Origin of the sequence: Lysinibacillus sp. NPDC056220 (genome assembly GCF_049315265.1) — a bacterium.
Taxonomy (GTDB): Bacteria; Bacillota; Bacilli; order Bacillales_A; family Planococcaceae; genus Lysinibacillus; species Lysinibacillus pinottii.
In genome coordinates, this window is record NZ_JBMOXD010000008.1 from 38,636 (window position 1) to 51,953 (window position 13,318).

The 13,318-nt window shown below is 36.9% G+C and carries 11 protein-coding genes and 1 riboswitch; of the genes, 9 read left to right on the forward strand and 2 right to left on the reverse strand.

The annotated features are described in order from the left end of the window. Positions 1 to 6 precede the first annotated feature (6 nt). From glpK to ACOZBY_RS19005, 3 genes are all read left to right on the forward strand, one after another. Entirely contained in the window at positions 7 to 1,503 is a 1,497-nt protein-coding gene (gene glpK, locus ACOZBY_RS18995) for a glycerol kinase GlpK (RefSeq protein WP_012292039.1), read from the forward strand. 528 nt (positions 1,504 to 2,031) lie between these two features. Beyond that, complete coding sequence (locus ACOZBY_RS19000) at positions 2,032 to 3,393, forward strand: serine protease (protein WP_031416810.1); 1,362 nt, start codon at positions 2,032 to 2,034, stop codon at positions 3,391 to 3,393. Between the two features lie 313 nt (positions 3,394 to 3,706). Beyond that, the gene (locus tag ACOZBY_RS19005; protein ID WP_012292042.1) at positions 3,707 to 4,903 is read left to right on the forward strand and encodes an MFS transporter; all 1,197 of its coding nucleotides are present in this window, start codon (positions 3,707 to 3,709) and stop codon (positions 4,901 to 4,903) included. 77 nt (positions 4,904 to 4,980) lie between these two features. On the opposite strand, the gene ACOZBY_RS19010 is transcribed toward ACOZBY_RS19005, so the two are convergent. After that, on the reverse strand, positions 4,981 to 5,184 hold the full coding sequence (locus ACOZBY_RS19010) for an alpha/beta-type small acid-soluble spore protein (protein WP_008173624.1): 204 nt from the start codon (positions 5,182 to 5,184) through the stop codon (positions 4,981 to 4,983). Between the two features lie 187 nt (positions 5,185 to 5,371). Between ACOZBY_RS19010 and ACOZBY_RS19015 the strand changes: the two genes are divergently transcribed. The 6 genes from ACOZBY_RS19015 (at position 5,372) to ACOZBY_RS19040 (ending at position 11,405) form a co-directional block, all read left to right on the forward strand. After that, complete coding sequence (locus tag ACOZBY_RS19015; protein WP_031416827.1) at positions 5,372 to 5,866, forward strand: DUF1456 family protein; 495 nt, start codon at positions 5,372 to 5,374, stop codon at positions 5,864 to 5,866. Between the two features lie 147 nt (positions 5,867 to 6,013). After that, a complete protein-coding gene (locus ACOZBY_RS19020; protein ID WP_012292043.1) occupies positions 6,014 to 6,208 on the forward strand; it encodes a hypothetical protein in 195 nt (64 codons plus the stop codon). 174 nt (positions 6,209 to 6,382) lie between these two features. Further along, positions 6,383 to 6,468: riboswitch (cyclic di-GMP riboswitch) on the forward strand. Between the two features lie 102 nt (positions 6,469 to 6,570). After that, on the forward strand, positions 6,571 to 8,322 hold the full coding sequence (locus tag ACOZBY_RS19025) for a methyl-accepting chemotaxis protein (RefSeq protein ID WP_036216600.1): 1,752 nt from the start codon (positions 6,571 to 6,573) through the stop codon (positions 8,320 to 8,322). Then, positions 8,312 to 9,064, forward strand: coding sequence for an SDR family NAD(P)-dependent oxidoreductase (locus ACOZBY_RS19030; protein ID WP_422762606.1), 753 nt, complete (start codon positions 8,312 to 8,314; stop codon positions 9,062 to 9,064). Before ACOZBY_RS19025 ends, ACOZBY_RS19030 begins: the two co-directional genes overlap by 11 nt. Before the next feature lie 21 nt (positions 9,065 to 9,085). After that, positions 9,086 to 10,576, forward strand: coding sequence for a sodium:solute symporter family protein (locus ACOZBY_RS19035; RefSeq protein WP_012292047.1), 1,491 nt, complete (start codon positions 9,086 to 9,088; stop codon positions 10,574 to 10,576). A gap of 145 nt (positions 10,577 to 10,721) precedes the next feature. After that, a complete protein-coding gene (locus ACOZBY_RS19040; protein WP_036165342.1) occupies positions 10,722 to 11,405 on the forward strand; it encodes a hypothetical protein in 684 nt (227 codons plus the stop codon). 58 nt (positions 11,406 to 11,463) lie between these two features. On the opposite strand, the gene ACOZBY_RS19045 is transcribed toward ACOZBY_RS19040, so the two are convergent. After that, the gene (locus ACOZBY_RS19045; RefSeq protein WP_012292049.1) at positions 11,464 to 13,158 is read right to left on the reverse strand and encodes a methyl-accepting chemotaxis protein; all 1,695 of its coding nucleotides are present in this window, start codon (positions 13,156 to 13,158) and stop codon (positions 11,464 to 11,466) included. Between the last annotated feature and the right edge of the window lie 160 nt (positions 13,159 to 13,318).

Below are 13,318 nucleotides of genomic sequence, written 5' to 3' on the forward strand. Positions count from 1 at the left end.
ATTTCTATGTCAGAAAAAAAATATATTTTAGCGTTAGACCAAGGAACTACAAGCTCCAGGGCTATTCTTTTTGATGAAACGGGTAAAATCGTACACACAGCACAACAAGAATTCCAACAACATTTTCCACAAGCAGGCTGGGTAGAGCATCATGCAGAGGAAATTTGGTCATCTATTCTATCTTGTATTGCAACAGTGTTATCAGAAAAAGGTGTGAGTTCAAGTCAAATTGCAGGGATTGGGATTACCAATCAACGTGAAACAACAGTAGTTTGGGATAAACATACTGGCAAGCCTGTTTATAACGCAATTGTTTGGCAATCACGTCAAACGAATGATATTTGTGAGCGATTAAAGGAAAGCGGTTACAATGATTTATTCCGAGAAAAAACAGGTCTATTAATAGATGCTTACTTCTCTGGTACAAAAGTGAAGTGGATTTTAGATCATGTTGAGGGTGCTCGTGAAAAAGCGGAGGCCGGAGAATTGCTATTCGGTACAATTGATACTTGGCTAATTTGGAAGCTATCCGGTGGAAAAGTACATGTAACAGATTATTCAAATGCCTCTCGTACATTGATGTATAATATCCATGATTTAAAGTGGGATGAAGAACTATTAGAAATTTTAACTGTTCCAGCCTCAATGCTACCAGAAGTACGTCCTTCTTCTGAAGTTTACGGGTATACAGAGGAGGCATTATTCTTTGGCTCTGCTGTCCCAATTGCGGGTGCTGCAGGTGACCAACAAGCAGCACTATTTGGTCAGGCATGCTTTGAGGAAGGTATGGTCAAGAACACATATGGCACAGGTTGCTTTATGTTAATGAACACTGGAGAAAAGGCTGTGAAGTCAAATAATGGCCTATTGACTACATTAGCTTGGGGCTTAGATGGCAAAGTAACGTATGCTTTAGAGGGCAGTATTTTTGTAGCAGGTTCTGCGATTCAATGGTTACGTGATGGCTTGCGTATGTTCCGCAGTGCAAGTGAATCAGAGCAATATGCAACACGTGTAGAGTCAACAGATGGTGTGTATGTTGTCCCAGCATTTGTTGGCTTAGGAACACCATATTGGGATTCTGATGTGCGAGGAGCTATCTTTGGCTTAACACGAGGAACAGCGAAGGAGCATTTTGTACGTGCGACATTAGAATCATTAGCTTATCAAACAAAGGATGTATTAGCGGCAATGGAGGCTGATGCGAATATTCCATTAGCAAAATTACGTGTAGATGGCGGAGCTGTGGCCAATGATTTCTTAATGCAATTCCAAGCAGATTTATTGGATGTTCCTGTTGATCGCCCCATTATTAATGAAACAACAGCTTTAGGTGCAGCGTATTTAGCTGGCTTAGCAGTTGACTATTGGCATTCGACAGAGGAAATCAGCAAGTATTGGAATTTAGATCGTCAATTTACACCAAATATGAGTAATGACCATCGTGATAAAATTTATGGAGGATGGAAAAAGGCAGTTGCTGCAGCACAAGTATTTAAGTAAGTGAATCGTTTGAGAGACTGGGACATAACTATTCAATTAATGAGAAATCTGAATTCGAGGCATTCAAATTTGGATTTCTCTATTTTTATGTTGTCTCCAGATAGCTAGCTCTTAGCTAATGTCCAATGAGCCCTCAATTTTTCGATTATTTGAGCGAGGCCTTCCACTGTTCATTCCTTTTTATTTTATTCGGGCATGATTTCTTCTCAAACAGCTCACCGTATAGCTGGTTTGACTTTTCAATCAGTCTGTATGGCCATTTGCATTAGCTATTGGTGCTCTCAAGCTACAGATGCTGGTGCTGGGGTTCTTGTTTTTATGCATGGCTTTTTATTTATACAAAGCCCTACCATTAGTCATACTTGTGATATGTATCATATTTTTATTTGAGAAAGGTGAAGTAAACGTCTAATTCTTTATAGAGTTGAGCATTTTTGTTTGTTAGGAATAGAGGATTTAGAGAGATGTCAGAGAATTGTATATAAGTACCATTATATGTAATGACGTGCTTATAGGAGTTGTATGAAGATGGTTGTGACAATGAGACCGTTAAAAATTAAGTATAAAAAGTTAGCTAATCCTTTTCAGGAGTTTATGCAGATCAGTCCTAACAATAATGCCCTTACGAAGGAAGTAGTCTTTCTACGATATATTGGTATACCTGATTCTGTAGATCTTTATAAAGAAGATATTTTAAAAATGGATGAGTATTTCACAAAGCAAAGCGTATTTTATTTACGACTACATAGGCTTGAGGTCATCAATAATAAGAAAGATGCAGATAGACTGTCGGAGCTTTGGGGAGAATGGCAGGCTGCTGCTGATAGTATACAGTTACTGTATGAGACATCTTTATGCGGTAAATTAGCGAATAATCAACTCGAATGGACAAAAAAGCTTAGCTTTAAAAATATTCTCCATCTTTTTAAAGAACAACAGCCGCATGCGAATGACACTTTACTAAAAAACTTTGCAGTTAAATTTTTATATTGGATGGATTATTATTTACCACAAATTTTTTCTAAGGAAAATCAAGCATCCCCTAAAATTGTTTTTATAGGTGACATTACGCAGCATGAATCATTATTTTTATATTTCTTATCGACACTTGGCTGCGATATATGCTATATGAATCCTAAAGGGGATATCACTAATTTGTATCCTATCATAGCAGCCGCATCTAATTTGCAGAGTTGTTCGGATTACTATGAAAAAGAATTCATAATTCCTGAAATGCTCTCAATGAAAAGCATACCACCACAACAACCGACGATTCTCCCAACCCCTAGTTCTAGAATGGTTACAAGAGAAGAGTGTAGTTATGAACAGTTAGCTTCTTTAGCCACATCAGTTGTCATGATTAAAACCTTTGGAGTAGATCACAAAGTGATATGTTTTGGTTCTGGTGTTGTTCTTCATCAAGAGGGTTATATTTTAACGAACCTGCATGTTGTAAGTGGTGGGGAATATTATTCTGTGCTATATGAAAATGATTCAAACGAATATACTACGCATCAATTTGTGAAATATCATGATATACATGATTTGGCTATTTTGAAAGTGGACAGAACAAGCCAACCTTTACCTGTTAAAATGGATGGTCATTTAGTCAGAGGACAAAAGATTGTAGCGATTGGCAGTCCTCTAGGTTTATTTAATTCGATCTCTGATGGAATTGTTGCTGGATTTAGGGATATACGAAAAATGTCTATGGTTCAATTTACAGCTGCTATTTCAAACGGAAGTTCCGGTGGTGCTTTATTGGATATGCAAGGGAGGTTGGTCGGTTTAATTACAGCTGGATTTGATGATGGTCAGAATCTTAATTTGGCTGTACCAGCTCATGTTATCTATCAATTTGCTCAAAACTTTATTGAGTTACCTAGTTAGTTTCCACTATTCAACCATTGCTTTTTTATGCATAATCTTATAGAATGTAGAACGGTATAAATGAACGAAATAAATTACCTTTAATACGGTCCAGAGAGGCTGAAAAGGGCTACATGATATTCTTAGGCTTATAATATCTTTAATTTAGCATGCCCTTTTGTCTTCTCTGACTAAAGGGCTTTTATTTTTGTTCAAATACACCTCTTTTAAAGGAAGTCCTGTGAGGCTTCAAAAGAGAATGGACAAGACAGCTATAATCCATTCACCTGAACTCTAAAAGAGAAAGACAATAAACATCTGGAGGTTAGAAAGAATGGATTATCGTAAAAAAACCGTGGTCGCTTCAGTGGCCGGGTTAACGCTAGAAGGAATGGACATTATGTTTATTTCTTTTGCGATGACAATGATTATTGCAGAATTTAACATCGATCTTGCAACAGGTGGATTGATTTCATCCATCACAAATATAGGCATGCTCTTAGGTGGGATTATTTTCGGTGTGCTCGCAGATAAGTATGGTCGAGTAAAAGTGTTCACATATACGATCATTTTGTTTGCAATCGGTACAGCCCTGACAGGAGTAGCAACCAGTATTGAACAAGTTTATGTATATAGATTTATCGCTGGACTAGGTGCCGGTGGAGAATACGGTATTGGAATGGCGCTTGTTGCTGAGGCTTGGCCAAAAAATAAACAAGGAAGAGCATCTTCCTATGTGAGTGTAGGTGCACAGTATGGGGTAATATTAGCAGCTTTATTAAGCGCCGTTATTTTACCGACATTAGGATGGAGAGCACTATTCTTTATTGGTGTATTGCCAGTGATCTTTGCCTTTATTGTACGAAAAAATCTTCATGAATCACCAGAATGGCTGGCATCGCAAAAAAATGAAAGCAACATGCAAAAAAAGGGGAAATTGGCACAGCTATTTGTAACACCTCGTGTCACTATGACAACCCTTTCCCTAATATTAATGGCTACTGTTCAAATTGCAGGCTATAATGGTCTGATGATCTGGCTACCATCAATGCTCCAAAAATCGCAAGGCTTATCTGTTTCAAGCTCTGCATTGTGGACAATTAGTACGGCAGTCGGTATGATTATTGGCATGCTCACTTTCGGAAGATTTATGGATCGTTTTGGTGCGAAACGTGCATTTGGTATCTTTTTATTGGCTTCTGCATGTGCAGTCTTTCTCTACTCCTTTGCGACAGGAGCTGTGGCTATATTAATGGGCGGTGCCATTGTAGGATTTTTCTCTAATGGTATGTTTGCTGGCTACGGTGCATTAATTAGTAGCTTCTATCCTGTGCAAATTCGTAGTACAGCAACAAATACAATTTTTAACTTTGGCCGAGCAATAGGAGGATTTTCACCAATCTTTGTCGGCTATATTTTACAAAGTTATGATATGACAGTCGTCATGATTTACTTAGCAGCACTATATGGCATTTCCTTTATGGTCATGCTAACGCTTAAAGGCTCAACTGAAGCCTTGCAAACAGCTTAATTCTATTAATTACAAAAGAACGAATTCCACTTCTTCAAAAGGAGGAGAGGGATTCGTTCTTTTTTATTAGTTTTTAATTATAATAAACCCTTTGAACGCTTCTCAGCGATTTCTACGAGGCGTTTTGTAATTTCTCCTCCAACTGAACCATTAGCGCGAGAAGATGCTTCTGGCCCAAGCTGAACGCCAAACTCTTGTGCAATTTCATATTTCATTTGATTCACAGCTTCTTGTACACCAGGTACTAGAAGTTTATTTGAGCTACGATTATTATTAGCCATTATTCTCACCTCCTTGCATTTAGAATGGTTGCCTACAAACTTTTCATACATTTAAAAAGAAGGAAACGCACACGCTAATTGCTAACAGCAACAACTTGTGGAAATCAAGCTAAAATGAGCAAACTGTCTGTTATAATAAAGCCTGGCTCTTTGCTAAAGAAGGTTGATTAAAAGGAGGAATTTATTAATGACGAATAATGATATTCTAATTCGTTTACGCTATGCGTTAGATATAAAAAATGTAGATATGGTGGAAATATTTAAGCTTGGTGGCATGGATTATACGAAGGAAGAAATATTAAACATGCTTCTAAAGGTTAATGATGAGGAAGATGCACCAGAACAATACATCAAATGTAATAACAAAATGTTAGAAGCCTTTTTGAATGGATTGATTACATTTAAACGTGGTCCTCAAAAGACTAAAGAAGGACAGCCAGAAGGTCCATTACCTGTCTCGGGGAAAGAAAGCCCAAATAATATGCTATTAAAAAAAGTGAAAATTGCCTTAGCTTTAACAACTGAGGACATGCTTGAAATATTATATGATGGTGGGATAAAAGTTACTAAAGGTGAATTAGGTGCGATTTTAAGAAACCCAAGTCATCGTAATTATAAAGAATGTGGCGATTCATTTGTTCGTAATTTTTTAAGAGGTTTAACATATAAATATAGAGAATAATGCGCTAATGTAGCGAGAATAAATCATAAAGTACCATTTTTTTCTTTTAAATGAGTTGACATTTTGTGACGAAATTGTGTACAATTTAGTTATCACAAAATGTTCACAAAAAAGATGAAAAATGTTCACAAATAAAGGGGTGCTTGTATGATTTATTTTGACATCTTATTAGTAGCTATTGCATGTGTTACAATGCCTTTTATTGTTGCAGTTATGTTAGATATTTTTTATGCAGAACGAAAAAAAGTTCGTTTTTCTTTACGACGTACTTCATTATGGTATATGGCTATGTTTGCTCTATCATTTATACCATCTGTATTACTGATGACACAAAACGTATAAATTATTCAAACACTTAGGGGTAAGTGGAAAAATATGCAGCTACAATATGTATTCATGTTGTAGCTGTTTTTATTTTGCTCTATAAATGAATAACTAGTAATGAAGTAGTATAAGATTATACATTTTAAAATTGGTAGCATTGACTACTTTTTCCCATTGTGTTAATTTTGGGAGGGAAAAGATAGGCAAATTTACTAAAAAGTAAAGATGCAAAGCTACAGGTCTAAGGGAATATTTACTTAGATAGCTAGGTTGCAAAAGAGTGCTAGTTGTTCCGTTAAATTCTAGTTTAAGTTCTTTTATGCCTATTTCTTTCGGAATAGGCTTTTTATTTGCAAAAACGTATAAGGAGGAAGAAAGTCATGAAGTTATGGAAAAACATCTCATTAAAAAACAAACTTTTACTGACGGTTTCCATTGTTGTGTTATTGCTTATAGCCGTCATTACTACACAAAGTATTAAAGAATTAAACAATCGTATGACAGTTGATTTGGAACAAGAATTAACAAGTGTTGGTTTGTTAACAGCTATGAATTTAGATAGTGATGAAGTGAAAGATTTATTGTCTGAAAAAGGAGAAACAAACGCGAAATTTACGAAGGTACAAAAGCAACTCGATTTGATTCAAGAACAACAAGGTATTATGAGTTGGAGTTATATTTGGGATGTGCAGGATGAAGGTGGGGTCAATCCGATTGGCTATACATCTAATTTGAATGAGGTCTATGAAGCAGGTGAAATTTTTACCGATTTAGCGAATGAGCATGTAGAAACAGCAAAATTAGCTATTCAAAATAATAGTACAGAAGTAACAGATATATTCGAGGATCCCTTTGGTTCCTGGAGAACTGTTTTCAGCCCCATTCACGATGATAAGGGACAATTGATAGCGCTCTTAGGAATTGATTACTCTGCGGACTATATCAATACCATTATTAAAGCAAGTGTTATTAAGCAAATCGTCATTGCAATTATAGGAATTTTAATTTTATTAGTTTTAGTTTACATAATTATAGATCGTTTATTAAAGCCACTTCAGAAAGTGGTAAATGTAGCAAACCAAGTAGCAAATGGAGAGCTAATAAATGTGGATTTAGATATTACTAAAGATGAAATCGGCAATTTATCAGCATCTATTCAAACAATGGTTGCCAATTTACAACATATTATTTTAAACATCAGAAATACTTCGAATCACGTTTCTTCAGCAGCGACTCAATTAACTGTCAATGCTGGTGAGACCTATAACAGCTCTACCAATATTGCGAATGATGTAAAGCAAATTACTCAAAATGCAGAAGCTTCTATGACAATGACCGAGGAAACGGCAGCTGCTATGGAGGAGACTGCAACTGGTATCCAACAAATTGCTGACTCGGCTAATACAGCAGCGGAATCTTCTATTTCAGCATCACAAGCGTCTGAACGAGGCAATCAAGTTGTGCATCAGGTTATTGCACAAATGGAATTAATTAATGAATCAGTCGAGCAAATTGGCACAACAATTAACGGCTTACATGTCAATACTAAAAAAATTAGTGACATTGTTAGCTTAATTACAGCTATTGCGGACCAAACAAATCTTTTAGCACTGAACGCAGCCATTGAAGCAGCACGAGCAGGTGAACATGGTAAGGGCTTCGCTGTTGTCGCTGATGAGGTAAGACGATTGGCTGAGCAATCCTCGCAGTCAGCAACTGAAATTTATAATTTAATTAGTTCGATTCAGGCAGATTCCAATGCATCTCTTACTGTTATGGAAAAAGGAAAAGAGGATGTAAAAGTAGGGATGACATTTACTAATGAGGTGGGAGAAATCTTTAAGGAAATTCTTACTTCCTCAGAAGAAGTAGCAAATCAAATACGTGAAATTTCTGCAGCGTCTCAGCAAATATCTGCCTCCTCGGAGGAAGTGGCTGCATCCGTTAATAACATTAAACAATCTGCAGAATTATCGGCTGATTTCTCTTCTAATGTTTCCAAATCTACACAAGAGCAGTTAACGACAATGCAAGAAGTGAAAGATGCATCCTCAGCGCTTGGACAAACAGCAGAAGAGCTTCAAGCGCTTGTGACAAAATTTAAATTGGAGAATGATCAAGATGAACATTGATTTTACAGGGAAAAATGTTTTAATAACAGGCTCTAGTAAAGGGATCGGCAAAGCCATTGCATTAGGCTTTGCTCAGCATGGGGCTAATATAGTAATCAATTATATTGGAGATAAGCCTGAAGCTGAGGCAGTGCGAATGGAGGCTGAAAAGTTTGGTATTAAAGCTTTGACGTTTCATGCAGATGTTTCTAAATCTGAGGAAGTGCAAGACATGTATCAATATATGGATAAGCATTTAGGCAAAATTGATATTCTTGTGAATAATGCTGGGTTTGCACAGGCATCCAGCATCACCGATTTAACAGATGAGCAATGGGACAGAATGATTAAGGTTCATTTATATGGATGCTTCTATAATTGCCGTGAAGCTGCTAAAAGAATGAAAGAACGAGACACAGGGAAAATCATTAATATTTCTTCTGATATTGGGAGCTTAGGATGTGAAGAATTTACACATTATTCCGCCGCCAAAGGTGCTATAAATGCCTTTACAAAAGCATTAGCTAGAGAATTAGCACCAACAATTCTTGTTAATGCAGTAGCGCCAAGTGGTACGTTTACAGACATTTTAAATGAGTTTGGGGACAACTATGTTGAGGAAGAATCTGCAAAATACCCATTAAAACGTTTAGCGCAGCCAGAGGAAATTGCCAAAAGTGTATTATTTTTAGCCTCTCAGCATGCTGATTTCTATACAGGTCAAATATTAACACCTAATGGTGGCGTTGTAATGAATGGATAATGGAAACTAAGGAGTACGAGCATGTTAAATATAATCATCTTTAGCTTATACTTAGTATTTATTTATTATATTGGCTATAAAGGGTACAAGCGTGTCAATACCGCAGAGGATTTAATTGTTGCTGGTTGGAGTATGCCTCTTTCTGTGGTCACTGGAAGTTTAGTCGCGGCTTTATTAGCTGCTCCATTCTTTTTTGCAGCAGTAGGATCAGGCTATACGAGCGGAGGCTTTGAAGGTTCAGCAACAATGGGTGGCTTAGGTACTTGTATGATACTTGGCGCACTCATTTGGACAAAGCCACTACGTCGTTTAAAGGGCTGGACATTAGCAGATTACTATGGCTTACGCTATGGTAGTAAAAAGTTAGGAGCCTATACAGGTGTCGTAATGGCCATTGCCTTTGGTGTGTTTAATGCGGCGGCATTAACAGTCGGTGGTACATATATTATTCAGCAACTATTACAAATTGACTTCATTCCTGCAGCACTTCTATTTGTATCATTAACAGCTATCTATTCAGTTATAGGTGGTTTATGGGCAGTCGCTTATACAGAAATCGTACAAGGTGCGCTTGCCATAGCAGGGATTTTAGGAATTACTATCTTTATTTTATTTTATTATCCTGATGTGACTTTTAACCCTGAGTGGTGGAATATTCATACATTGTTTGACAAGGCAGGAGCCGAGTTTTGGACGCTATATCTTGTCTTAGCACTTGGGGACATTCCAGCAGTTGATCTTGGTCAAAGGGTCGCAGCGGCGAAAAGTCCAAAAGTAGCTCAGCGCAGTATGATCATTGCGGGGACTATAGTTATTGCGATCAGCTGGATTCCAGGAATGTTGGGTGAAGCTTTCAAATCTATTTACCCTAATAGTACTAACCCAGAAACATTGATGCTTACCTTTGCACAAGGTTATTTCCCTCCGCTTTTGGCAGCTATTTTTTTAACGGCCATGGCAGCTATGGGGATGTCAACGGTAGCCGCATGCTATGTAGCGACTTCGGGAATTGTCACAAAGAACATTTATTTAGATTTTATTAATCGAAATCCTGATCCTAAAAAGCTTCTAAGATTCTCACGCTCTGTCATACTTTCAAGTGCATTGCTAGGGTTAGTGTTAGCGATAAGCTTTCAAAAGGTTATTGATTTAGCGTATTTAGCTTGGGATGTCATTTTTGTAACGATATTCTGGCCAATCGTTTTAGGACCATTTTGGAAACGTGTGAGTACACCTGCTGTTTGGGCAAGTATATCAGTTGGCTTAATCTATTACATTGTTACTTCATTGACATTTGTCCCTAGTTTAACCATCCAATCAGAAGGATTTCTTGGTCTATTAAATGAATTGTGGCAGGCACCAGTATTTTCAGGTGTTGTAATAACAGGAATTACGATTGTAGTAGTAAGCCTACTAGTGCCACCATCACAGCATGTCCTTGAGATGCACAAAATAGAAAAAGATAAAACACTAGATGACGTAGGCAGTAAAGAAGAATTAGTCGGTCGTTAATAGAGAACATGAGATCATTGAACTTTTACTGATCTCATGTTTTTTTATGTGAGAGAAATAAGTATGAAAAGATAGATTCATGAATAGATTGCTAGTATATTCAACTATTTCTCTAGCGGATTATCTTCATAAAGGTGGGATATGAATGAACATTATTTTCTTCATTTTATTAGGGATCATCTATTTTTTTCTAGCAAATGCAATTGAAGTAGCCATTATTAAGCAGCTATTTTTTTTAATCGGGCTAACGTTAGTGAGTATAGGCATTATTCGGTATATAAAAGAGCGTTATATCGAATCACAAAATTATGCAGAAATGAAGGAAGCTAGTGAAGAGGAGATGAAGGCGATTCCTCATACGCAATGCCTATTATCACAGGATGCTTTAAAGGGGTTATTGTTAAATGAACATACAAATATGCTCATCTTCGCTCAAAGGGAAGAGTTAGAGGAAGAACTTAAAATTATAGAAATTCCGTTTAGTAAAATTTATGAAGTAGCTATGATGGAGGATGAAATGTTTGTCCTCAGAACTAAAAATTACTTAATGAGTGGCTCGTTGTTAGGGGAGGAGGAGAATGTAGCAGAAGAAGAAGAGGAAGTTGAAGAGGATGATACCGTTTCACAACTATCATTAAAGTTTGTAGTCGATCATTTATCAGAGCCTATTTTAGAATATATGTTTATGGATCAGGGTGAACATCCTATTGCGAGAGATGAGGAAGAATACGAAGAAGCCATGGAATTATGTGAGAAATGGTTTCAAAAGATAAGTGTCATTATAAAACGTCATGAGCTGGAAAGAGTGCCAATTAGACATTGGCAATAAAGAAAAGATAAAAAACTATCCCAAATCCGAAAAATTGAGATAGCTTTTAACATCGTTTTTAAATTTTAAACTGTTTTAATTGGCCATTTAATTCCTCGGCTAATCCAGCGAGCAGATTAGCACTTCGAGCTATTTCATCCATAGTAGCGGCTGTTTCCTCCACAGTCGCTGTCGTTTGTTCAACCCCTGCTGCAGATTCCTGTGAAATGGAAGCCATTTCATCAATAGAAGCATTGATCGTTTCGGAACCATCCGCAAGTTGATTTAAATTATTAGAGATAGTCGTAATATTATCTATCATATCCTCTACAGCACTAGATATTTGTTCAAATGTTTCACTTGTTTGATCAAGCTGTGCTGTCCCTCTTTTGACTTCCTCATAGCCTGTCTGTAAGGCAGTAGTGACAGTACCTGTCTCACCTTGAATCCGATTGACGATTGTTGAAATATCAGTAACTGAGAATTGCACTTGTTCGGCAAGTTTGCGTACCTCATCTGCGACAACAGCGAAGCCCTTACCATGTTCACCTGCTCTCGCCGCTTCAATAGCTGCATTTAAAGCTAGTAAATTAGTTTGGTTTGAAATATCGTCTATTACAGAAACTAATTTTGAGATTTCAGCAGACTGATCATTCAAATTTTCAACCTTTTTCACGGAATCTAACATGATTTCATTAATAGCGGCCATTTGTTGTGTAGATTGAATCATTAAATTTTTGCCACTAATCGTTAAATCTTGAACTTGGCTAGAATGATCTTTTAGCTCGGTACCTTCCTGTGTTGTTTCTTGAATACTACGTTTGAACGCTGTCATTGTTTCTGCTAAATCACCCGTTGTAGAGGCTTGCGTTTCTGTGCCTGAAGCAAGCTCCTGCATAGTCACTGTAATTTGTTCAGTACCAGCCTGTACTTCATTGGAAGATTGCGCTAGCTCCTCGCTACTTGCTGCAACAGTTTCAGAAACTGTATAGATGGATTGAATGGTTTGCTTTAATTGATCATTCATATCGTTTGCTGCAGACATTAACGTTCCAATTTCATCGCGCGTTTTTACAGTTAATGGGTCAAGCTGTAAATTACCATCTGCTAGTTCCTTCATACGATTTGCCACTACCTTAATGGGCTTCGAAATCGTACTAGCTGTAACAATAGCAATTAAAATACCAATAATTGTTAGGATAGAGCTGACAATAATACCAATCGTACGATTGGTAGAGCTCGTTGTTACAACATCATTACCAACAGCTGTAATAGCTTCTTCACGGTCATTAGCGAGCTGTTCATAGCCATTACGTACGCTTGACACGAGATTTTGTGTATCCATTAAATTTTCTAAGGCTAGTTCCTTATTGCCCTGTTGATAGACATCGAATACCTCTGTCTTCACAATTTGGCTCCAATCACGTGCAAGTTCTACAGTTTTAGTGCGTTCCTCGGATGTATCATATTTGTCCAGAAGCGCGTTATTATCCTCAGCTATTTGACGATACTCATTAAACGTTTCCTTATATTTTTCATCACCAGTTAACACATAGTTTAAGGCTGCTGACAATCGGACACTCATAGAGAGTGCTAAATTGTTACTTGCATTGAGTACTACTAAATCTTCCTTTACTAAAGCCTTTGCTTGTTTCTCCATAGCTGTATTGGAAGTGTAAGTGTAAGCTGTAAAGCTAACGACTAAAACTAACAAAAGTATAAATGCACTTAAAATTTTTGCTTTAAGTGTTTTAAACTGAAAAATGCCTTTCATTTCCCCATCCCTTTACCTAACTCCATATAGAGTATTTTGATCAATAACAACTTTTATTTTATAACTATTTTGATAGATTAATAAGCCATTTGGTAAAAATAATTAAAAATAGTTTTTTAGTTCAACAGTATAATTATTTTTCTTTTACGAGTAGTAAAAT